The organism is Allobosea sp. 10L417, from assembly GCF_056395485.1.
On sequence record NZ_JBFTJP010000003.1, the window covers coordinates 18864 to 41068 of the forward strand.

Consider the following 22205-nt stretch of genomic DNA (forward strand, 5'->3'; position numbering starts at 1 on the left):
CCTGCGAACCCCGCAGATTCGCCGTTCGGCCTTCAGGATCGGTTAATCAAGAATACGTCGAGCTCATCGCATCTTGCGCGGTCTTCGGACGAGCCATCTGCTGCGCTCGAAAACGCGCCACGCGATCAGGCCGCCTGAACGAGCTCGCCACCGCGCGAGCGATAGGACAGCGCCTCCGCCAGATGCAGCCGCCCGACCTTGGCCTCGCCGTCGAGATCGGCGAGCGTGCGGGCTACTTTCAGCACGCGATGATAGGCCCGCGCCGTCAAGCGCATCGCCTCCGCGGCATCGCGCAAAAGGGCGAGCCCGGCATTATCGGGCCGTGCGATCTCTTCCAGCACCGGCGGAGGGCAGGCCGCATTGGTGCTGACGTGGCCCAGGCCGCGCTGAGGCAGTTCCAGCGCCTCGAAGCGCGCGCGCTGGCGCTGACGGGCGGCTGCGACTCTCGCGGCGACGGTGGTGGAGTCCTCTCCCGTCGATGGCCGGATCAGGTCGGCAGCGGTGACCGCGGGGAGATCGATGGCGATATCGATCCGGTCGAGCAGCGGACCGGACAGCCGAGTCTGATACTGCGCCATGCAACGCTCGTTCGGCTGGCGGCGGCAGGCGAAACCGGGCTCCGTCGCCTTGCCGCAGCGACACGGGTTCATCGCCGCCACGAGCTGGAATCTGGCGGGATAGGTGACCCGGTGATTGGCGCGAGAGATCAGAACATCGCCGGTCTCCATCGGCTGACGCAAAGCATCCAGCACCTGCGGCTGGAACTCGGGCAGCTCGTCGAGGAAGAGCACGCCGTGATGGGCGAGCGAGACCTCCCCCGGCTTGGCATGAAGGCCGCCGCCGCTGTCAATTCTCAGAGTTACTGCGACAATGTCTCGGTTTGTTCGCGCGAATCGACCGCCAAGCGAGCTGATTTTTCTCACTCAAAGTGAGACAAACTTTGAAATTATCATAGTTTTTAAGACAAAATTGGAGTGGCGTAATGCGTAGGATTATTCCTCCAAACCATGTGTCGGTTACGGGCTCGCTGCCTACACGGTTTCCTGCGCGACAATTGCACTACGAATCAAAGTGACCTGAGACCCTTTTCTCGTCCGTTCTGAGGGAGAGTCCTAGGTTTCATTTCTGGCCTCAGGCGGCCTGTTTTTCCAGCGAGGATTTGAGAGCGAACTCGGCGGGCGTGATGTTGCCGAGGGCCGAGTGGGGTCTTTGTCGGTTGTAGTCCTCCTTCCATGAGGTGATGGCGCTGCGGGCCTCGACGAGTGTCGAGAACAGCGTGTCGTTGAGGCACTCGTCCCGGAAGCGTCCGTTGAAGCTCTCGACGAAGGCATTCTGTGTCGGCTTGCCGGGGGCGATGTAGTGCCACTCGACGCCGGTCTCCTGGCACCAGCGCAGGATCGCCATCGAGGTGAATTCGGTGCCGTTGTCGGACACGATCGTCCCCGGCCGGCCGCGCAGGCGAATGACGCCATCCAGTTCGCGGGCCACGCGCAGGCCCGAGAGCGAGGTGTCGGCGACGAGTGCCAGGCACTCCCGCGTATAGTCGTCGACGATGGCGAGCACCCTGAAGCGGCGACCGTCCGAGATCGTGTCGGAGAGAAAATCGAGGCTCCAGCGCGCATTGGCCCGATCAGGCACGAGCATGGGCCTGCGCGTGCCCAGTGCCCGTTTGCGGCCGCCGCGCCGGCGCACCTGCAGCTTCTCCTCGCGATAGAGCCGTCGCAGCTTCTTCTGGTTCATCACGATGCCCTGGCGGTCCAGCATGATGTGGATCCTGCGATAGCCGAACCGCCGGCGCTCTCCTGCCACGGCCTTCATCGCCTCGCGCAACAGGGCATCGTCCGGCCGGGTGCTCGTGTAGCGCACCGTCGAGCGGTCGATCGTCAAGGCTAGGCACGCCCGACGCTGGCTCACTGCATGCACCGTGCAGGCATGAGCCACCGCCTTCCGCTTTGCATCGGGCGTCACCATTTTTTTGCGGCGACATCCTTCAGGATCGCGTTGTCGAGCATCTGTTCGGCCAGCAGCTTCTTGAGGCGGGCGTTCTCATCCTCGAGGGTCTTCAGCCGACGCGCATCCGACACGTCCATCCCGCCATACTTCGCCTTGAACTTGTAGAATGTCGCTGAGGAAATGCCGTGCTTGCGGCAGACATCCACTGTGGCAGCTCCAGCCTCCTGCTCCTTCAGCATCCCGATGATCTGCTCTTCCGTGAATCGTGAGGGGCGCATCGTCCGTCTCCGTGAGTGACGGACTCTACTCAAATCTGGAGGAAGATCAGGGTCTCAGGTCACAGCGAATCCACTTTCTTTACCCTGCAAGGCGCCCTGAAGCATTTCTGCGAACTGGTTGGGGAGGAGCTGTTCGATTCGATCGACGACTATTGCTAATCGGCGATGGCTTGGTGTCGAGCGCGGCGGCCCGCCGCTGAACAAGCGAATTGAAACGCCCCGCCTCATTGGCCGCGGTCTGGAGCTGTTCATAGATAAATTTGAACAGTCGGCTTCGGGCATCTCCGTATAGGAGGGAGGCCAGCGAAGATCACTCCATCGAGCCGCTTGCGACCTCTCCTGAGGCAGTCGCAATCGTCCCGACGACGCTGTTTGGCCTTGGCTCGTCGCCTTCGAGGATGCGTTTGATGTGAATGGCGATACTGGGGACGGACTTGCGACCAGCGGGGTTGCCAGACTGCTCTGGCTTGAACGCCGTGCCGACTGGGCGCCCATGAGGAGGCATGGCCGCTGCTCCACCCCTTATTTTCATCCTACCGCATAATTGTAAGATCATCTACCTATTCAAGGTTAAATCGATCTTTTGCGCCAACAGATATACAAGATCTTCTTCAATCTCTCCTTTCTTGGGCCAGTTCATTCGCAGCCTATCTGGCCCGGAAATCAGGCCGATTATCGCTGCTGCATTAGAGGAACTTAGCCCTAGCATAACCCGATTGTTATGATTTAGCGTCATATTATCACCCCGCCGTGGCGGCAGCTCGAAGGTGCCGTAATTCTCATTGGCCTTTGTAGTGAACGGCACCTCCCGAAAGAGATAGTCTTGATTATGATGCAGTGTCATTTGGATATCGCTGCGCAAGGAAATCGGCAGATCGCCGTTTACCAGCATGAGGTAAGCGACCCTCTCGCAGACCTCCCACTGCATTCGCTTTGAGGATTGCTCAATAATCCGAACCAAAGGCTCATACACTTCCTCTGGATATGCCGTGTTGTACCGCCGCTTCGGCCAACCGTTCTTCTCTTGGTAGTTGATCAACCCGCGCGGAAATAAGCTTTTGACAAGCCGGTCATCTGCAAACCTAGCGCATTGCTCAAATGACTGGTTCACCAGCCGGTGCATGAAGAAGGAGAACACGATCTCCTGCTTCCGCACTCGTGAAAATATTCTGGTGCCTCCAGCGCTCAGCAGAATGGACAGCCTTCTGAAATCAGTATGAACTAGGAAGGCTCCGAGCCAGTCTTCCGCCCGAGCGTTTAGCTCCCGTTCTAGGGCAGGAGCCTCGCTGTTGTCCAAGTCCAACTGGGAAGCCGCAAGCGCAAACCGGGCGACCCAATAGCGAGTATCTTGCGGCTTTCGCCGGAACACGTCGGGGTGCGACCGCCGCAGGCTGTCGCCAGCCCTCTCCCGAGTTCGCTTCCGCAGCTCGCCTGATCGTGCGTCCTTCAACAGAGCAACCAGAGTGTTCATTACCCCGCCCGGCTCTGCGGTAGGCGGCATGGGGCCGTAGGTCTTGGTGTCACCCATCATGAACTTGAGCTGGCCATCGAGCCAAAATGGGATCGGGATCGGATCGCCGATGGAGAAGCTTCGGCCCCGGTAGTCGCGAGGTATATCGATCTCAACAGTAAAGCTGTCGAAACCGCCGAATTGAGTAAAATGACCAATATTCAGGTCGTCATTGCACTCTGCCACAAACGTACGGTTCGAGCCTGACATGCCGAACAGAGTAAATCCAATACAATCGGCACTCGGATGGAATCTCGCCACCCCAACGATTTTGAGGATACTTCTGAGGCTCATCGAATCCGGCCCAAACTCTGATACAGCCCCATCACCTTTTCATTGATGACGCCGAAATAGCCCTGCATCGTATTGGGGTAGAGGCTGTACGTGATTATGTTCTTTGTGATCCTCGCCAGCTTCCTCTCAACTTCGGGCGTTCTCAGCCATTCCTGGCACACGATGACGCCGATCACATTCCCATCGTCCAGCGCAATATCGTGATCAACCTGCAATTCGACCGTTGCCGCTCTATCGTCTAGGTCTGTGCTCGTATTCTCGTTGTAAAGCCGGGCAAGCGCCATCACTTCCGCGTGCCTCATATCGATGGCGTGCTTCCGCTTCAGCTGCTTCTCGCTGTTCGGCTCGCGCACGATGTAGCTTTTCTCATCCTCAAAATAATAAGAGATCAGCTTATCGACGGTTTTCAGAGACGTCCCGAGCAAAAATCGCTCCCGGCTAAACGTCTGGATATAATCAGGCATCCTTTTGGCGCTGAACGCACCTGAATCAAACGGATACACCCTCTTTATCATCGGTGGCTTTTTGAACTCGAAAACGAACACGAGCGGCAGCATCCATTCCGGCGGATCGCCATCCACATGATATTTGAAAGCCGGCCGGCCGACAAAGAAGTATGTCAGCTTATCTCCCTTGAACACCGTACACGGCATCGCCGTTAACTTGCGCTCATTCAGGATTTCAAAGAGGTTCATCCCACTTGTAGAATGAAACCAAGGGAGACGCCCCACAGAACCGACGTTCTGCTTGTCTACAAACTCAGAGACCTTGATCCGTGACAATGCCATGGCACCCCCAGCTGCTGCGTAAGCCCACTCAAAGAGCCGGAAGATCATCGATCTTGCCCATGCCCTGCCGGTACTTTAGGTGGTCCTGAAACAGCACAAGCTCTTTCGGCATGTTGTCCAAGAGGTCGTACCGACCCGACAGCTCACGGAACTTTTCGCCGTACGGAGAAAAGAAATTGTAGAAGAGGATCGCCAGCTCGTAGTCGGAGATTTGCGATCTCAACACCCGGATGAATTTGGTGCGCGGGTCAACGCTATCGCTAGCCATTCGCGGTATTTCAGCTTCATCCACATAACGGATGAAATTGAAGAGGAAGCGCATGTAGTGGCCCAGATCCTGCCGGTTTTCCTTCCAGAACACCGCATATGCGACCTTGATCCTCGCCACAGGATCATCGGGGCCTTCCTGTTTCGCCGCCTTGTATTGCCCCAGCAGCCTCTGATGATATGCCTTGAAGCAATCCCTGCCGGAGGAGGTTGGAGCGCCATTTTTTATCAGATCGAGAGAGTTCACGATGCTGTCGTGCACCGTGAGCATTTGAAAGAACGTTGTCTCAAACCGCTGTCGTTCGGCGTTCTCGAACTGGCGCGTCGTCTGCTTTTCGTTCTCTGCTAGGTCATTCCGCTGAAGTTGGATTGAATAAAGGACCCCCATAAAGGCCAGGAAACTCAGGATCGGGTTCAAAATCCCGCCGAAGTAGTCGCCGGTCTGACCGAGGGTGCTGATGGGCGAGTCTTTCGTCAGCCACATCGTAAGCACGTAGATGAGAGCGACGATACCGGCGGCGACCATCGCAAACAGAAGCAGATTGCCGAGGTTGCCTTTTTCCCTGCCGCGCTCTCCGCCGAGCACGGCATCAAAAATCTTCTCGCCCCTGGTCTTGTTCATCAGCCCCCCGGCAAGTTGCGCCCGCGACACACACCTCTTACGGCGTTTGCGGTGCTTTTCTTACAGCCCAACCTAACCCTGCCATGCATCTCCCAACAAGAAGGAGGCAACATGCGCACAGGATGGAAACACGCGAAATTGGCAGACAGGCTCGAGAAGTTGGGATTCGCCCCAGCCTGCTTTCCAGCGTTGCGCCGACGTTAGCAACTGGCGCTGCATGCCCGTCGATATGGGAGCCCGGTGGCATTGCCAGTCGTGAGGTCGTCGAAGCTCACGAATTTGCGCCTTCGCGTTCGTATCGAGCTAACTCGACCTTGGCCTCCTCCAAGAGTTCCTCAGGCATTGTCTCGAGCATTCCGACGGACCGCGTGTCGCCGCGCGTCCGCCAGCGCTCATAGCCTTCGAAGCTCATGAGAACGAAGCGTGGCTTGCGGTGTTGCGTGATAATGACGGGCTCTCGGCTGGCGACGTGAGTCACCCTGCCTATCTGCTGGGTGAGCTCGACGTGCTGAACCGGCGCATGATCGGCTCCAACAGAGCAATATGTTCGTTCCTCAAACAGATCGCACCCAGGTTTGGTTGCGAACCTGGAAAGTCCCCTTTCGGCCAGAAAGCACGCCATTCGGGCGTCCGCTCGCCCTCAATATCTACTGCTGCAATCACGGAGGCGGCCAATGCCCATCTTGGGACAGCCCCGCCGTGAGACGGCCGCATTCGCTGCATCTTCAGAGACGAGCATCCAGACCGATCACGGCGACAAGCGACGTATCCTTGAGAAGAACGAGCCAAAGATTGCCCAAACTCGGGATCGCAATTTTGATGAGTTGCGGGAAATGGATGCGTCGCATAACCAGCCAGGCGGGCATACCAAACGCCTTACCAGCTTCGATTTGCCCTGGCGGCACGGCGTCATAGGCCGCGCGAAAGACCTCCGAGGAGTAAGCACCGAAARCAAGCGACAACGAAACGAGCCCGGCGGTGAACGCCGAAATTTCGAGCTTGCCATCGAAAGCGCTGTTCAATAACTGCTGCACTCCGAAATACACGATCAATATCGTGAGAAGCTCCGGCAAGCCCCTAAATAGATTTGCGATCCCGTACGCCAAAACACGCAGGATCGTAACGCTTGAAACCTTCGCCATCGCCAGAGCGAAGCCAAACAACGATCCACAGAGCAGGGCGCCTACAGCTAACTGCAGTGTCATTGACGCGCCCGCGATCAACTGCGGACCAAAACCGTGAAGGTCGATCATATCGCTGCAAACCGTCCAGCTCGTCAGCGGATATCGGCTTCCTCGGCGCTGGCGTGATCATGAAGGAAGGGATGAACGTTCGCGGTCTCAACACCGCGGCCACCCTTTGGTGCTCCGCCGCCGTAGGAGCCTGCGCAGGCGCCAACATGGTGGCTGAGGCCACGCTCGTCAGCATCTTCGTAATTGCGGGTAACACGCTGCTGAGGCCGCTGGTCAACGCGATCAACAGGATCCCGTTGAACGAGCGCGCGCTGGAAGCGACCTACGAAGTTGTCGTCACGACCCAGCCAGGATCCCTGGCTGCCACGCGTGACACCCTCATCGATTACCTAGAGGCCGCCCAATATCCGGTCAGCGACGTCACGACGATCGAGCGCGGTGAGGACACCGTCGAGGTGATCGCCAAGTTGATCAGCACTGCCATCGAACGGAAGGAGCTGGACCATGTTGTCGAACGGCTGGAGCGCTTGCCAGCGGTAAGTCACGCAACGTGGGAAAGCAGCACCGTCGACTAGCCGCGATGAAGCCCGCCCGGGCAGGTTCTGTCCAGGCGGGGATTTGACCGTCAACCCGGCCGCGTCAAATCGCGGCCTGCGTGTCGGCCAACCAGTCCCGCTCGAAATTCGTCAGGTCGAGTTCGCGGCCGTCAAGCCGCTTCAAACGCGCCAAGACGCCGTCGAAGTCCTCATAAGGCGCGAGCGCGTCTCCGATTTTTCGTACGATTTGGAGCGGCAGGCCATATTCCTCCAACGCGGTCAGCGAGCCGGGCATAAAAAGATTCTCGGCGTGCTCCGCATAGAGGCCGTAGCTCCCCGGCTGGACGCCAACCTTGCGGGCGACGTCTCGCTGTATGCGGTCAATCACCATCAGATCCTGCGAGAACTGGTAGCAGACCACTCGGCGGATGAAATTCAGAACCACGTCGATCCGTGAGCTCAGCGTACTGCCCGCGTAGTCCTCGTCGACAAAGTCGTCGAGGAAGGCCTTAAAGCCCTCGTACTCGAGCTTGCGGAGCTTGAACGCCAGCTGCGATCCGGAAAAGACCCGATGATCGGCCAGGCCCCTCGGGCCGCGTATATGCCCGACGATGAACTCACACGCCGCGGCGAGTTGGGGGTGAGAGCATCCTAAGCCACTCCAACGATACAGATCCGACCCCGCGCGTAGCTGTTGTTCAATCTCCCGGGCGATGTCGTTTTGGATCTCCACAGAGACGGAGGCGTTCGCCCGGATCGTCTCTTCGTCAAGGAGACTTCGAGCAAGTTCATCCTTGATGCGCTCAGAGGAATCTGGCGTGAGATCTTCCTCCGGTAGCTGAAGGATTAGCTCCATCGGCGTTTCGTCGTCCTGTCGGCCGATCTCGTACTCAACTACGAAGGGCTCTTCCGCCGGCGGCTTCTCCAGCACGTGTACCTTGCCGATGAAGTAGCGCCCCATGCGCCCGGCGCGTCCTTGGATGTTCTTGTAGGTGAAGAAATCGAAGAGCTTTCGCTTGCGGCGATCGAAAATGACCACCGTCTCCGCGGCCGTGTTAACGCCCTCGATCAATGTCGAAGTACAGACGAGAACCTTGATCGCACCTTCATTGAAAAGCCTGACCATCAATTGCTGAACCGACCGGGGCAACGATCCATGGTGGATACCGATGCCTGCCCGCACCGCCTTCGCCGCGATCCATTCGGGATGAAAGTTCTCGGAAAGCCAATCGGCGATAGGGACTGCCGCGACGGGCGGATCGACCACGCTGTTCCCGATCAGATGCTCGGCGATTGATGCCGCCGAGCCCGGCGCTTGGCAATAGATCAGCGTCGGCCCTGTGCTCGCTTGCAGGATCTCCACGAGCCTGTTCAATCGCTCAGGCTTCGAGTTCGACATGTCATGGTGGACGATATCCACCGCGACAGTCGAGAAACCCGAAGGGATGAAGTGCACCTCATGCCGGTCGAGCCCCTGGATCGCATGGATGTTCGGCCCAAGCAGGTAGAACTGCGCGCCCTTTGACGCCAGCTTGTGAAAGCAAAGGTTCAGTTCGATCGCGCGGCGTGCGTCGCCATCGTCACCCTTGCGGATATCGAGCTTATAGAACTCATCGATCACGAAGAATTCGACGTCATCCAGGTCGTCGCGCTTGCGGGCGCGCTCCTGCGTCAGCACGTAGACGGATCGCGAGCCGGGCGCCGCCTGTTGTGACGGTTGGGTAATGATCTGACGTTGCCCCCCGAACCGACCCGTGAGCCGACGACGCGTCTCGTCGATTAAGGCCAGCGTCGGAAGGATGATGACGACTTTCCGAAACTTGCCCGACGCAATCATTGCATCGATCAAGAGGCTCTTGCCCGCGCTCGTCGCGGCGCTCAGCACGACGTTCGAACCTGCTTGCAGGAGATTGTAGATTCGAGCCTGCAGGCCATGGAAAACCACATCCAGCTCCTTCATGTAGTGGAACTGGTAGGCCAGCACATCATCGTCCTCGGCCGCAGCGAGCTGCTCCTTCATGTAGGGAAACAGCCCTACGGTGCGGACAAGCGATATCAGGACCTTACGTTCGAAATCCCCGCAGAGTTGGGCCTTCGACAGGAGCCGGATGACAAGATCGCGACCGAGACCCAGCGTGGCAGGATTGTTCACCAGCTTCGCGACGCCCTGTAGGGCCGCGAACATTTGGCCGGCGCCGAACTCGGGATGATCGAGTTCGGCCCTAATGCGATCGTAGCTCATGTCAGATTCGCCGCGACTTCAAAATCTTGCTTCAGCTGGTCGAGCGACTCGACCGGCACGAGGAAAAGGTGAATCTGGATTTCGTCTACGCTCGCCGGGAGCTGCGAATGGTAGGAGTTCGCGAACTGGGTGAGCTCGGCGACAAGCCGGGTGCGATAATCATCACAGTGACCGCCCCCCAACACCTCGCTGTCGTAGACGATCAGGATCGCAAAGCGAAGGATCTCGAGGAAGCGGTCGATCGGCGCACCATCCGCCAGCGCCTCCTCAACGTCGTCCTTGCGCAGGTACTCAGGCTGACGCAGCTCTAGAATGATCTCGCGCTCTGCCTGAAGGAGAGGCGTCGCCAGGGCGTCCTCCAGCTCCTCGCACGCTGATGCGATGAGCGCGTCGACGTTAGACCCGCGGAAGACATGCGAACGGCCCAGCCAAATCTGGTCACCTTCATGATGCTGCACGATGTGCGCATTGTTCACGACACCCGAGGCCGCCGCCGTACGGTAAAACAGTTTGCAGGCGATCGGCTCGCTATCAAAGAAGTAGCGCAATATCGCGTGGAGCAGCGTCTCTACAAGCAGCCTTTCAATGCCGTGATGACGAAGCTCGCGCAGTTTACTAAGGCTTTGGCTGGTTTTCTCGGCGAGCGTGAGATGGTTGGTCTGAGCGATCTCGCTGGCCTTCAGGACGAGCTCCGGTACCCACTTGACCAAGTAATTGGCGAGCTGCGTTGATCGCCACTTCTTCCGTTCGTATTGAGCGTCGTAGCCTGTCGTGGCACGAGGTTTGTTCGGATCGCTGAACTCGTGGAACTTCACCAGGAAATTGGGTGTCGACACACGGTAGGGCAATGCAGAGCCCGGCCTAGCTGAAGCAAGATGCCGAAGTCGATCCCGCCACCATTGCCGCATCCACTCGCGGGTAAGCGTCTTGTCGGCGGGTACCCGCCTGTCTGCTAACGCGGCGACCTCCACCAATTCCAACACAGCCCGATAAAGCTCGCGGATTTGATCGGTGCGAGCAGAAAAGCCATCGCCTTCGCAAAGGCGCGAAACGTTCCAGAGGTTCCTGTTTCGGAGATCGTCCTCTGTGGACAGCGGCTCCCAGAATGCGTTCCTTGCCCAATACCCCAGATCAGAGCCGCGCCCCGACACCGTGGGGTACTTCTTGGTCAGCCTAGCGGCGATGTCGTCCAGATCGCTCGGACCGCGCTTCTCAAGCGGAACCGTCAATGGCGCCAGATCGGCGCGTACGCCATTTCGTGTGACTATGCGGAAACGACCCGCTGTCGGCCCCTGTTCGCAGAGGAGCGACTTCTCGACAATGGAAGTCGGGCTAGCCGCAATATCCCGATTGGTGAGCAAGCTCCAGGTCCAACGATCCACATCATTGCTCTTGACCTGAACGTATTCAATGAAGCGCTCTCCATCAACGAGCCAAACCATCGTGATATCGTCGCTGGTCTCGCACTCGATCTGCTCGATTCGACGATCTTCGAGCATCATCAGTACATAAAGCGCCGCGACGTGATCCTGAAATTTGAATCCCCTCCGCGCAGCAACTCCACCCGAATTCGATAAATCGTTCACGTCAGCCCACCCACCTCGAAATAATTATTTGTAATTGAGAATGGAGTACAGAGGATTACGATATGCATCGTGACATAAAAGCAGGGCGATTCGCGACGCTTCACTTAGCGGATATCCCCTAGGACATCGGAACATTGGGTGAGAAATGCATCACATCGACTTCGATGAACAAGAGCACGAACGCGACGATCGGGATGCGCTCAAACTCACGATCGCAAAGCTGCCCGCGAGAATACGGCGTACCTTCCTCTCTATCGGAAGCGTTGCCTGCTCACGGCCAACAGACGACATCGTCGCGAGCTCAACGGAGATCGGCCCTCCAACAGCCTGGCTTCCGGTTGCGCTCGTACCGGCATCGGCTCCGAAAAGCGGCAAGCGGTGCTTCTCGCTGTTTTGCGGTAGCCATCGCACGGAGCGCGTGTTGGTTGACGTCGAGATCACCGTCTCATTGTTGAACCGCGGCTTGCTCTGCTCGGTGCCAGGAGAGCTTACAAATCTGACGCTATCGACGAGTGCCACGGAACTCCTCCGATCGGGCAAGGTCACCATCCGGCAAGTTCGGAATGTAAAACCCGCCTGGAACCACGAGGAGATGGATCGCCAGTGGAAAGGCTCGACAAGCGATGGCAAAGACTTGCCGACGAGCCATTCCGTCAATGTCGACCCCGTCCGCCACGGTCCGGTCAGGTTTTATGAGCTAGCCGCTCGGGCTCCTGTGCATGGAATTCCTAGCGAACGCGATGCCTGACCCGCACAATCTGATGTTGCCGTGCCTCGCATTCGAAGGTTGGAATGCGAGGCTGCGCATCGCTAGTCGGTCGTTCTTCAGCCGCTGCACTCCAGGCATTTCAAGGTCTCCAGCCCTTCTAAGCCAGCCTCGCCAGCAAAGATGATCGGCACGGCGAACAGGCGAGCGTCGGTCACTATTTGATCCACGCTTCTTCCTCCGGGAAACACGAGGATAGCCTCCGGACGGCTGTCTCGGAGCATAAACTGATTACGTTCGATCTCGGATCGTTTGCCGTGCTGCCAGTTCGCCGGATAGCGGACGATGTGCGCATCCTTGTCACGAGCCCAAATCTCCAGCAGTGGCCCAAAACTTGGAGTGCGCCCTTGCGGGTAGACAGGATCAGGCTGCGGATTCGACCGTGAGCCGGGCGTGTTGATCCTCGAACTGCTGCGGGCTGAGATAGCCGAGTGCGGAGTGCAGTCGGCTGGCGTTGTAGACCTGATCGATGAAGCGTGGAAGATCGGTAGCGACGTCCTCGAAGGTCTCGTAGGCCATCGGATAGACAGCCTCGACCTTGAGTGTTTTCATGAAGCTCTCGGCTTTGGCGTTATCGTAGGGATTGCCGCGGCGCCCCATCGATCCGACGAGACTATGTTCGGCGAGGGCCTGCCGGTAGCGTCCAGCCGCGTATTGCGCGCCCCGGTCCGTGTGATGGACGCAACCGGGTGGCGGCCTTCGCTTTTCAATGGCGGAGCGCAGGGCGGCCAGCGTCAGCCTGACGTCGATCGAGCGACCGATGGCATAGCCGACGACCTTGCGCGACCAAGCGTCGAGGATGACGGCAACGTAGACGAAGCCCGCGGTGATCGCGACATAGGTGATGTCGGCCACCCAGAGCTGGTTTGGTCTGTCCGGAGTCATGTTCTTGGCCAAATTCGGGAAGATCGGCAGTTCATGATCGCCATCGGTGGTGGCGACATAGCGCCGGCGCCGACGTGGTTGAAGATCATGGTCCCGCATCAGGCGCCGGATCTTCTTGTGGTTCACGGCGAAACCGCGGTGACGCAGCTCCGCCTGCATCCGGCGATAGCCATAGGCTTCGAAGCTCTCGGAGATCGTGACCATCGTCTCGGCGAGCGCGGTGTCGTCGACGTTGGCGGCCGGCTTATCGTAGTAGGTCGAGCGTACGATCCCCATCAGCCGGCATCCTTCTGCGACGGAGATGCCGCGGGGCCGGTGACGACGGACGTAATCGCGCTTCTGGGCCGAGGTCCGTGCTTCAGAGCCCCCTTTAGGAACTCGATCTCCAGAGCCTGTCTGCCCACGAGCCGCTCCAGCGCGGCGATGCGCGCCTCGTAAGCTTCAATCGTATCGGCAGCGGCCGCCTCGTCGTCGAAGGCGCCGGCTTCGAACTTCTGGACCCAGATGCGGATCAGGTTGCGCGACAGATCATGTCGTCGAGCGAGGCTGTGGAGCGTCTCGCCCGCCAGGTAATCCTGGGCGACCTGGCGTTTGAATTCGATGCTGTGGGAACGATGTCGAACCATGGGCTTTCATCCTTCGAAAGCCCGGCTCCCAGGTCAATTGCTTACCATCACGCTGTCCCCCTCAAGGGGCGCACTCCAACTCGGGAGCCCACCGTGGATCAGAACTGTCACTCGACAGAGTTGATTGATCGTGTCGAGTTTCTGGATGACCGTATCATCTTCGTATGGATTGCTGAACCGGCCGAATTCGACGACGTGAGACGATCGGTGGCATCCGGCAAGCGCGAGACGAATGAGCGCCTCAGTGGTTCCATCTGCGACGCGCTACTCGCTCCTACCCCAGTCCTGCTACCGTTCGCGATCATCAGGCATTCGGTTCAAAAGGCGTTAGTCGCCAGCGACGCCGACGTCCTGGCAGCGATGCGGTTCGCTTATGATGAATTCCGCATTGTCCTTGAGCCAGGCGGGGCTGTTGGCCTGGCGGCGCTGCTTGCGGAGCCGAACATTCTAGCTGGGCGAACGGCACTGGTTTTGGCCTCCGGCGGCAACTGCGACCGCGACCTTTTCGTCTCGGCGATCACTGGCGCTGCGATCGCCGCTTAGCCTCAGATGCAGCCAGCGCTCCAGAGATCCTTTGGGGCAATTATCGCGGCGATCTCTGCTGCAGGTGCGATCTGCTCCCAATCCGTGGCCAACGAGAGGTCTGCTGACGGGCTAGTGCGGCTCGATCGACTTCTTGCCGTCGGCGATCGCTGGCGACGCGGCAGCCTGGTTTTCCGATTGAACGACTTTCAGCCTTTAGCGGCGTGCTTCATCTCGGAGACGCTTCTCTGTTTCGAGAGCAGCCGATACGGCATCGTCTTCAGGCGCGGGCGCGGCACGTCGATCCTCAGCGACGGTTGCAAAGCTCATCGAGAGCACGGCACTTAACTTAGGAGGGTGCCTCCAGCGACGCGCGCGCGACCCCGATAGCCGCAACGAATCGGATGCGCGTCGCTTCTCGAAGTCGGGCGAGGCCGAAACGGTCTCGCATGTGCTCCAGAATGTCTTCATCGGACATTCTGCCCGCCCGCAGATGCGGCAGTGCCAGGCTCGCCAACTCGACCAATGGAATGTCGCTGTGATCGCGCTCGTTGTTTGTAGGTCTGCGGAAGGCCTGTATCGACGTCGCGACGGTTCCGGCGGGCCAGATAAGCTCGCGATCGTCGTCTTTTGTGCGCGGGAAGCGCTTGTCGATAGCGCGTGTTACCCTTTCGACGATCGCTGGACCATTGCGCTGGTACCCGTGAGCGCGCGCGATTCGAGTCACCAGCTGGTCGACGTAAAGTGGTCCTTCGGTAGCCACAACGTGAGCAATCATCCGGCTCAACTCAGGTAGGTAGCCGTGATCATAGAACCGGGTGGCAACGGGTTTGACACCGCTTTCTGAGAGGTCGGCGGTCCTGTAGACGCCAGGCGTCACCACAATCGGCCTCCCGGCCCCAAACAACAGTCCCTGCTGCGGAGGGCTGAACGCGGGTGGCGCCGTCAGCGAAAACTCGGGCTGCGGCTTGGCGGGACGGGTTTCTGTATCGAGTCGCGAGACTATCTCGCAGATGGCGTCCAGATAGTGCTTCCGCTCCGCAGGATTGGTCGATTGCCGCTGAAAAGGTGGGATCTTCCGATACCAATCCTCGGGATCATCCAGCCTGGTCGAGACGATTGATTCGATCATTCCTTCGCGAAGAATGGATCGCTGAAGCTCCCAATCCTGCGTCTGGACGGCGATGACGGTCTCGCGGAACTCACGCAGGGCAGCGTGGAGTTCGACCACGTTCAACTTTCCGCTTCCAGCAAGAACAGACGGCTTCTCGACCGGCGGTTCGGATGGAGCTCCCTCGGTCACGGCAAGCTCGGGCTCGGATGCGGCCATCTCCGTGGGGCTGTCGGGGGCATCCCGTTCCGAGGCGAATGGGTGCGGCGTTGCCGCCGGATCCTGCAGCGCTGAAAAGCGGTAGCCATCGTCGTGCACGACCGGAGCCCGGCGCAGTTCCTCGAGACGGTCGACGAGGCGCTGGGTCTGAAGGTCTGCATTGTCGAACCAATCGGTCGACCACACCCGAAGCAGGCGCCATCCGAGACCCGAGAGAACCTCTTCACGCAGGCGATCGCGATCACGGGCGCTCTTGCTGGAGTGATAGGCCGCTCCATCGCACTCGACGCCCGCGAGATATCGCTCGGGATGATCCGGGTGCCGGATTCCCAGATCGATTTTGAAACCGGAAACGCCGATCTGGTAGTCAACCTCGAAGCCCTTCGCTCGCAAGCGATCGGCGACCTCCACCTCGAAGTCGGAATCCGGATTTGGACCTAGCGTTCTGCCTGCAGTCTGGCCGCGTGTTTCAGCGTATTCCAGGTAGCGCTTGAGAATGTGCACGCCCTCAGAACTCGTCTCCTGAGGTTTGATGTCGGCGGAGCCGAAGGAGGTGAAAAGCCCGATGCGCGTCCGTGCGCGGCTGAAGAGGACATTCAACCGGCGATGGCCCTGCTTTCCGTTGATGGGGCCAAAGCGCTGCGCCACGACCACGGCGCCCGGCTTGGGGCCGTATGTCATCGAGATCAGGATGAAGTCGCGCTCATCGCCCTGAACGTTCTCCAGGTTCTTGACGAAGAGCTGTTCGCCGCGTTCAGCGACCTTCTCGCGATAGAGCTCGACGAATGGGTCGTCGGCGCCGAGCCTACGGATTTCTTCGAAGATCAGGTCGCGCTGGTCGCTGTTGACCGCGACGATGCCGAGGGTTGGGATGGTCTCGACCGGATCCTCGGCATGATGTCGCATGAAGAGGATGGCCTCCTCCGAGATGGCCAGCGCCTCGGCCTGGTTGCGACGCGCCTGGTACTGGCCGTTCACGCGGATGAGGTCGACCGAGAAGGACCCCGGCTTCGCCATTGGGAAGGAGATCAGCTCGCTCTTGTAGAACTCGCGGTTGGAGAAGCTGATCAGGCTTTCGCAACGGCTGCGATAGTGCCAGCGCAGCAGGCGGGTTTCCCGAAACGTTTTCTGACAGGCTTCCAGGATGGACTCGTCGTCGAGGTCCTCGAAGTCACCCTCATCGTCGGCGACGGGGACGGGCTCGCCGGACCTTGAGAAAAAGTCGGTAGGCGGCAGCTGCTTCTGATCGCCGACCACGATGAGCTGCTTGGCCCGAAGAAGACCGCCTAGGGCATCCTCCGGGCGCATCTGGGATGCCTCGTCGATGACCAGGACATCGAAACTCAGTCCACGAGCCGGCAGAAACTTCGCCAGCGAGAGCGGCGACATCATAAAGCACGGTGCCAGTGCCTGAACAGCCCGTCCCGCGCGCTGCATGGCGTCACGGACGGGCACGAACCTCTTCTCCTTGCCGAACTCGTTGCTCAGCAATTCCATCTCGGTCCACGTCTTCCGGCTTCCATAGCGGTTGCCCGCCGGCGGCATGCGAACGAGGAGGTTGTCTTTGACGCGCTGTCGGTCGGCGTCGAGCTTGCGCCGGTCCCGCTCCGCAAAGTTCTCGCGGCGCGCTTCGATGCGATAACCCGCGGCCCGATTGAGGGCAGCGCTCGCCTGCTTGGCCGTGTCAGCCCGCTTCTGGGCGACGAGCCCCGAGAACAGCTCGCCGAGCTGGGCTGGCGCCACGTCCAGCTCCTCGGCTTTGGTCAGCAGGGGATCCAGTCCACCTCGCGCAAGATCCAGGCGCTGGTCGTGCAGGGCGAGGTAATCGCTCAGCTCGTCCCGGCGGGGGATCAGGGTTTGAAGCTGGTCAATGAGACCCTCAGGAATTGTCGTGACGAGCCCGGCAACGCCGTGGTTCGTCGCCAAGTCGGCAGTTCGCTCCTTGAGCTTCTCCAACCCGCTGCCAAGTTGAGGTGCCGCCAATCGGAGTTCATGCCGGATCTTGGCTGCGCCGATCGATGTCAGTGCTTCCACGCCGGGGGAGGTCGCCACGTTCGATCGGACGGATTCGATCCAGGTCAACGCCTGTTGGGTCAGTTCGATCCCATCGGCGTTTGAGATCAGCTGATCGGCTTTGTCCTTAAGAGGATGTGCCGCGAGGCGTGCCTCGACATCGCGCAGCTGAGACCGCAACTGCACGGCGGCAGCCAATTCCTCGAGGCTGCGGTCGAACCGTTCCAGCTTCCGGTTAGGATCCAGTGCCAGGATTGTCGTAGCCGAAATCTTGGAAGTTCTGAGCGACACGATCTTGTCGGCGACGGATTGCTCATCGAGCAGGTTCTTATGGTCGCCGATTTCGGAGACCGCGGCTCGGCAGCGTTCGAACTCCTGACCGAGCGCCATCAGGCCGGCGGCATCGAGACTGCGGACACGCTCGGCGATCGCCTTGCCGCCGGGGGCTTCCTCGACTTTGGCAAGGGCGGATGTCCGGCCTTCATCGACAGAGGCAATCCGCTCGACCGGGGTTTCAAGCCCATCCCAGAGGGAACCGAAAAGCTGCTGGTGCTTGCGATTATTGAGGAAGGCCGAGATGGCCTGGACGTGTTGTCCGAGGCCTCTGAGGTCCTCGGGTGGCACTCGGACGCCCGGTGTAATTCCCAGCCTTTGCAGGATCGCCGCCAGGATTTTGCTGTCGCCGGTCAGCGAGCCGAAGAGCCGCCCAAAGGATCCCTTGGCGGCGATATCCGCGGCCGTCAGCAACTCGTCGCGCGTGGGCCATGCGCCCATGCGTGCCGGAAAGCGGCCGCGCCAGCGGGCTTCCTCGGCCATGACATCCGACCATTCGGTCGCGGCAGCGAGCAGGGCTCCGGCGGGTGTGCTCGCAAGCCAGGCGAACCAGCCTCTTGTACCTTGGTCGAGCATGCTTGCGGTCTTGGCGGCGAGCATGATCGCCAGCGGCGAACTGGAGGGCATGCTTTCCGGGTCGCCGAGGATTTCGATTGCCGGCGCAAGCTTGTCGAATGCCTTGCAAATCGCGTCTGCCGCGGTCGCATGCTTGGCTGCCCAGTCGAAAAGCTCGCCAGGCGCCATAGCGTCGAGTTCCGCGATGTCGGCAACGGCTTCCAGAGAGAGAATCTGCGTCGTCTCATGGGCTGTGATGTCGGCGGACCACTCGCGACCAGCGAGCTGCGCTTCCAGATTCCAGCGCTGCTGCTGGATGGCAATGAGATCGGCGACAGCAGCCGGCTCCAGATTGCGCACCGCGTCGATCAAGGCGTCGTCCGGCACATCGTGGCCCAGAAGCTCGTTGAGCGCCACGAGCCGTGCGAGGTCCTCGAAGCTAGTTGGCCCCAGCGCCTTAACCTGTGCGGCCGTTGCGGCGACATCGTCGGCCACGCGCTTCAGATGCGCGAGATCCTCCACCAGGATCGCCGTGTTCGGGCGGCGATCCTGGTGGAAGGTCAGCCGGGACCAAGGCGATAGCTGCGGCAGCGAGTAGGTTGCTGCAAAGCGCGTTGCTAGATCGCCGTAGAGCGAAATCGAGCCCTGCGCCGCTTCGAATGCGTGGCCGCCGACGAGCAGAGTGTCGGGGAGCGCTATCGAACGCATCTCGTGGATGGCCGGGCCAATCTGACTGCGAGCGCGTAAGGATCGCCAGATCAGATTGAACGGGGTTTGGCCATCTTCCTCGGGTGCATGGAGCGCATTCACATAGGAGGCGATTTCCTGGCGGTTTTCCCCCCAGGTGGGATCCCATGATGTGTTGGCGGCGCCTTTGCGGCCGAGGCCGAGCGTCATGCGTTGTTTGAGGCTCTCGACGACGAGGCGAGGCGTCGCCTTTTCGGAATGCAACTCCAGGCAGAAGTCACCGAGGCCGGCCTTGACCAGGCGCCGCTTCACCACCTCCAGCGCCGCCTGCTTCTCGGCTAGGAAAAGGACGGTCTTATCGGCCGCCAGGACGTTCGCGATGATGTTGGTGATCGTCTGCGATTTTCCCGTTCCGGGCGGACCCTGGATCACCAGGTTCTTCGACTTCATCGCATCGACGAGGGCGCTGTGCTGGGAGGCATCGGCGTCGTGGATCAGGATCGGAGCCAGCTTTTCGATTTCCGGCTCGTCGATCGGATAGTCCTCTGGCGGCGTGAACAGTGAGCTTCCCGCATCGCCGGAAAGTTCGGTGCCGCTGACAATCGAGCCGACCAACGAGTCCGTGACGGGATGAGAGGCCCAATTGCCCGGCGCCAGATCCGCGTACATCGCGAAGCGTCCAAAGGCGAAATGCCCCAGCGTCAGCCAGCGCCGGACGTGCCAGCCCTTCAGCCCCTCGATCGCTTCCGAGACCTTTGCGAAATAGGCCTCGACCGAGCCGGCTTCATCCTCGCTGGTTTCGAGGTCGGGGATTTGCCGTGCGAACTCCCTTTGGACCTTGGTTTGAAGGCTGAGATTGGACTCCGCCGACTCCGCCATCGCGGAAAGCGAAAAGATGATTTTGCCCCTGGCGCCTTTCCGCTTCTCTAGCTTGACCGGGAGCAGCATGAGGGGCGCGAAGAGCTTCTTGCTGCCCTCCTTCTCGCACCACTCCAGGAAGCCGAAGACCATGAAGAGCGTGGAGAGCCCGGTCTCCTGCTCGGCCAGTCGGGCATCGTCGGCAATGCGTTCCAGAACGCTTTCAAGATTCTCCGGCCATTTGAGGGATTGGAGCTTCTTGTCGGAATGGGAATCCTTGGCCGCTGTCGGGTGCAGCTCGATCGACGGATCGATCCCCAATGATTTGGCGTGTTCCGAAGGATTGATCGTGCTTTTCGTCGGGCGGAGAGGAAGGCCAAGTTGTTGCCGGACCTTGTCGCGCAAATCGCGCTCGGCGCGCGCCAATTCGATCTCATCGTCCCGGCCCTGGCTTTCGAGGGCCTCGATCCTGGTGAGGTATTCGAGGTCCGAGACCTTGGCGTGCTCCAGCGCCGCGACGAAATCCTCTTCCCGTTCATCCTGCGGGATATCATCCGGTTCCGGTAGGGGCAGGATTTCGAGGCTTGTGCCGCCTGTAAGCAGGCCGTAGACGCTCTCCGGAACCTCGTCGACGATTTGGAGCTGCTTCTTCGACGCTGGACGGTGCTTGTAGCTGAGCAAAGGGTTTCGGAGAGACATGTCGAGCAACCGCTCGCGCAATCCTTCGTACAGTTTCTCGAGTCGATCGGTGTTCTGGCTTGCCATTCTGAAAACGCGGATCTGCAGCTTGTGATTGTAGTTGCGGAGGGCAATGTCGGCCGCCGCCCTTTCAGCATACATATTGGGCAGATCGCAGCGAGCACGATCTTGGCCGGCGGCCCAAAAAATGCGGGAAATTCGCTACAACTTTCGGACGATGAATGAATGGTCGCGAAAGGCGATATCGAAAACGGTCGTGCGTGCGCCAGCACGGGTCGAGCGCATGGCTGCCTCGATCAAGCTCTGAACAAGCCTGGTCCCTCGCGCAAAAAATATCCTCACATCGCTCGTCATCGGTCACTGGACGCCTAATTTGTGCGGAAGCGGCCGGATGCTGACGCCGCGGCTAACACCCCGCTCGATGCAGCGCGATAGCATTCAGAAAATGCTCGCCTCCTGACGGCGCGGACATCCTCACTGCAGCAGCTCTCCTTAGAGCCCAGAGACGGCCTTGCTGCAGAATAGGCTCCTCGAGCGAAGTCCTACATCAGGCCGTCTTCTCCATTTGCAGACGACAGCTGCTGGGCAACTAGCCAATTGATCTCCTCGTCGCTGCGCCCGGTCGTGCCCGCGTGTCGATAAGGATCGATTCCGACGAGGCGGTAGCCGGTGAAGACGCCAGTCGCACTCTTGTTGGTTCGATGCTGCTCGCTTTGGATCAATTCGTTGACGACCAGGAAGCTGAGAGCGGATTTGATGCGCTCGCGCCTGATGCCTGTGTACTCGACAATCTTGTCCCAACTGATGAAAGCGATGTTCGTAACCCAATCCCGCCTTGCGGTAATTAGATAGTAGATCTTCAGTGCATTGAGCTCGATCGGAGCTCGCAGCTTGAACTCTTTAAATGCGACGATCTCGTCGCCCTTGTACATCCGCTTCGCCGGAAGGCGGCCCCAAGGATTTATCTCGTAGCCTACCAGTCCGTACGTACTCCGACCCCGCGGAGCACGTACGATCACTCCGAGCTCTTGCAGCGCATCCAAACCGTTCGAAACCTTGGACCGGCTCAGGCCCGTAGCGGCTTCGAGCTGATCATAAGTTATTGTCGCGACACCGGTATCGCTGTCGGCATGATGGGCAATGGCCATCAGCACCATAAGTCCGGCAACGTTTTTGGACCCGAGGCCGTCCTTGCCCCATGTCAACTTTGTGAGGCCGCCGCTTTCGATCCAGCCGACCGGCAAGCGAACCCATGGCTGCATGGCCATCAGTGGCGATCCTTCGTGACGGTCAGCACCGCGTGGATCGCGAAGGCAGCCAACGCGAAGCCCGAGAGCACCACAATTCCAACAACGACCCAGATGGGAAGGCCCCCCAGTGTCTTCGACAGTTCCGTTAGTTCCTGCATCGCAATCTCCTTTGAGCGATTGAGATGCAAAAAAAGCCTTTCCCCACAAGTGTTTCTAGAGACAGTTACAGGCAGTTTCGTTTTGATTCAAAAATTTTCGTATGAAATATAAAGGCTTACATGAAAAATTGGTGTCCTGATAGATATCCAAAACAGTTCACGAAGCTTCGGCTGCGAACTGAAGCTTCAAAACCCTGAGGGTCTGGGGCATCCTCCTACGGATGGCCACAGCGCGTTCCTTGACCGTCCTCATC

General features: G+C 59.5%; 15 protein-coding genes and 2 pseudogenes. 3 read left to right on the forward strand and 14 right to left on the reverse strand.

Translation table 11 applies throughout. The features are described from left to right. Positions 1-125: 125 nt before the first annotated feature. The 7 genes and pseudogenes from AC1DE3_RS10635 to AC1DE3_RS10665 form a co-directional block, all read right to left on the reverse strand. Positions 126-923: an ATP-binding protein gene (locus AC1DE3_RS10635; RefSeq protein WP_476852357.1), complete on the reverse strand. Its 798-nt coding sequence runs from the start codon at positions 921-923 to the stop codon at positions 126-128. Between the two features lie 208 nt (positions 924-1131). Then, positions 1132-2231 (reverse strand): IS3 family transposase gene (locus tag AC1DE3_RS10640; protein WP_476852358.1). Its coding sequence is split into 2 segments (ribosomal slippage): positions 1132-1970 and positions 1970-2231, totalling 1101 coding nucleotides; the frame shifts between segments, so codons are not numbered across the junction. A 556-nt stretch (positions 2232-2787) separates the two neighbouring features. After that, complete coding sequence (locus AC1DE3_RS10645; RefSeq protein ID WP_476852359.1) at positions 2788-4035, reverse strand: hypothetical protein; 1248 nt, start codon at positions 4033-4035, stop codon at positions 2788-2790. Next, on the reverse strand, positions 4032-4871 hold the full coding sequence (locus AC1DE3_RS10650) for a hypothetical protein (protein WP_476852360.1): 840 nt from the start codon (positions 4869-4871) through the stop codon (positions 4032-4034). The genes AC1DE3_RS10645 and AC1DE3_RS10650 overlap by 4 nt, the downstream gene beginning before the upstream one ends. Continuing rightward, positions 4852-5712: a putative phage abortive infection protein gene (locus AC1DE3_RS10655; RefSeq protein ID WP_476852361.1), complete on the reverse strand. Its 861-nt coding sequence runs from the start codon at positions 5710-5712 to the stop codon at positions 4852-4854. The genes AC1DE3_RS10650 and AC1DE3_RS10655 overlap by 20 nt, the downstream gene beginning before the upstream one ends. 271 nt (positions 5713-5983) lie before the next feature. After that, a pseudogene (locus tag AC1DE3_RS10660) lies at positions 5984-6234 on the reverse strand (type II toxin-antitoxin system prevent-host-death family antitoxin). A gap of 203 nt (positions 6235-6437) precedes the next feature. Beyond that, entirely contained in the window at positions 6438-6965 is a 528-nt protein-coding gene (locus tag AC1DE3_RS10665) for an ABC transporter permease subunit (protein WP_476852362.1), read from the reverse strand. Positions 6966-6997: 32 nt separating this feature from the next. On the opposite strand from AC1DE3_RS10665, the pseudogene AC1DE3_RS10670 reads away from it, so the two are divergent. After that, positions 6998-7480: pseudogene (locus AC1DE3_RS10670) on the forward strand (MgtC/SapB family protein); the annotation flags it as partial. Positions 7481-7544: 64 nt separating this feature from the next. Here the strand turns inward: AC1DE3_RS10670 and AC1DE3_RS10675 are convergent. Both AC1DE3_RS10675 and AC1DE3_RS10680 read right to left on the reverse strand, forming a co-directional pair. Further along, positions 7545-9683, reverse strand: coding sequence for a helicase-related protein (locus AC1DE3_RS10675; protein WP_476852363.1), 2139 nt, complete (start codon positions 9681-9683; stop codon positions 7545-7547). Beyond that, positions 9680-11269 (reverse strand): HamA C-terminal domain-containing protein, encoded by a 1590-nt coding sequence (locus tag AC1DE3_RS10680; protein WP_476852364.1) that lies wholly within the window; start codon positions 11267-11269, stop codon positions 9680-9682. Before AC1DE3_RS10680 ends, AC1DE3_RS10675 begins: the two co-directional genes overlap by 4 nt. 145 nt (positions 11270-11414) lie before the next feature. Between AC1DE3_RS10680 and AC1DE3_RS10685 the strand changes: the two genes are divergently transcribed. Continuing rightward, positions 11415-12017, forward strand: a complete 603-nt coding sequence (locus AC1DE3_RS10685) for a hypothetical protein (protein WP_476852365.1) — start codon at positions 11415-11417, stop codon at positions 12015-12017. Positions 12018-12398: 381 nt separating this feature from the next. On the opposite strand, the gene AC1DE3_RS10690 is transcribed toward AC1DE3_RS10685, so the two are convergent. Beyond that, positions 12399-13223: an IS3 family transposase gene (locus tag AC1DE3_RS10690; protein WP_476852405.1), complete on the reverse strand. Its 825-nt coding sequence runs from the start codon at positions 13221-13223 to the stop codon at positions 12399-12401. Continuing rightward, complete coding sequence (locus AC1DE3_RS10695) at positions 13196-13546, reverse strand: transposase (RefSeq protein WP_476852366.1); 351 nt, start codon at positions 13544-13546, stop codon at positions 13196-13198. The genes AC1DE3_RS10690 and AC1DE3_RS10695 overlap by 28 nt, the downstream gene beginning before the upstream one ends. A 93-nt stretch (positions 13547-13639) precedes the next feature. Here AC1DE3_RS10695 and AC1DE3_RS10700 point away from each other — a divergent pair, with 93 nt between their 5' ends. Next, complete coding sequence (locus AC1DE3_RS10700) at positions 13640-14089, forward strand: pyridoxal-phosphate dependent enzyme (protein WP_476852367.1); 450 nt, start codon at positions 13640-13642, stop codon at positions 14087-14089. 328 nt (positions 14090-14417) lie between these two features. On the opposite strand, the gene AC1DE3_RS10705 is transcribed toward AC1DE3_RS10700, so the two are convergent. From AC1DE3_RS10705 to AC1DE3_RS10715, 3 genes are all read right to left on the reverse strand, one after another. Continuing rightward, entirely contained in the window at positions 14418-20684 is a 6267-nt protein-coding gene (locus AC1DE3_RS10705; RefSeq protein ID WP_476852368.1) for a DUF3320 domain-containing protein, read from the reverse strand. 401 nt (positions 20685-21085) lie between these two features. Further along, on the reverse strand, positions 21086-21811 hold the full coding sequence (locus tag AC1DE3_RS10710; RefSeq protein WP_476852369.1) for a winged helix-turn-helix domain-containing protein: 726 nt from the start codon (positions 21809-21811) through the stop codon (positions 21086-21088). Then, on the reverse strand, positions 21811-21951 hold the full coding sequence (locus tag AC1DE3_RS10715; protein WP_476852370.1) for a hypothetical protein: 141 nt from the start codon (positions 21949-21951) through the stop codon (positions 21811-21813). Before AC1DE3_RS10715 ends, AC1DE3_RS10710 begins: the two co-directional genes overlap by 1 nt. Positions 21952-22205: the final 254 nt, after the last annotated feature.

Coding starts and splice junctions, on each gene's coding strand:
- AC1DE3_RS10695 (WP_476852366.1), bottom strand. CDS start 13,546: ATGGTTCGACATCGTTCCCACAGCATCGAATTCAAACGCCAGGTCGCC.
- AC1DE3_RS10655 (WP_476852361.1), bottom strand. CDS start 5,712: ATGAACAAGACCAGGGGCGAGAAGATTTTTGATGCCGTGCTCGGCGGA.
- AC1DE3_RS10710 (WP_476852369.1), bottom strand. CDS start 21,811: ATGGCCATGCAGCCATGGGTTCGCTTGCCGGTCGGCTGGATCGAAAGC.
- AC1DE3_RS10715 (WP_476852370.1), bottom strand. CDS start 21,951: ATGCAGGAACTAACGGAACTGTCGAAGACACTGGGGGGCCTTCCCATC.
- AC1DE3_RS10685 (WP_476852365.1), top strand. CDS start 11,415: ATGCATCACATCGACTTCGATGAACAAGAGCACGAACGCGACGATCGG.
- AC1DE3_RS10675 (WP_476852363.1), bottom strand. CDS start 9,683: ATGAGCTACGATCGCATTAGGGCCGAACTCGATCATCCCGAGTTCGGC.
- AC1DE3_RS10705 (WP_476852368.1), bottom strand. CDS start 20,684: ATGTATGCTGAAAGGGCGGCGGCCGACATTGCCCTCCGCAACTACAAT.
- AC1DE3_RS10650 (WP_476852360.1), bottom strand. CDS start 4,871: ATGATCTTCCGGCTCTTTGAGTGGGCTTACGCAGCAGCTGGGGGTGCC.
- AC1DE3_RS10645 (WP_476852359.1), bottom strand. CDS start 4,035: ATGAGCCTCAGAAGTATCCTCAAAATCGTTGGGGTGGCGAGATTCCAT.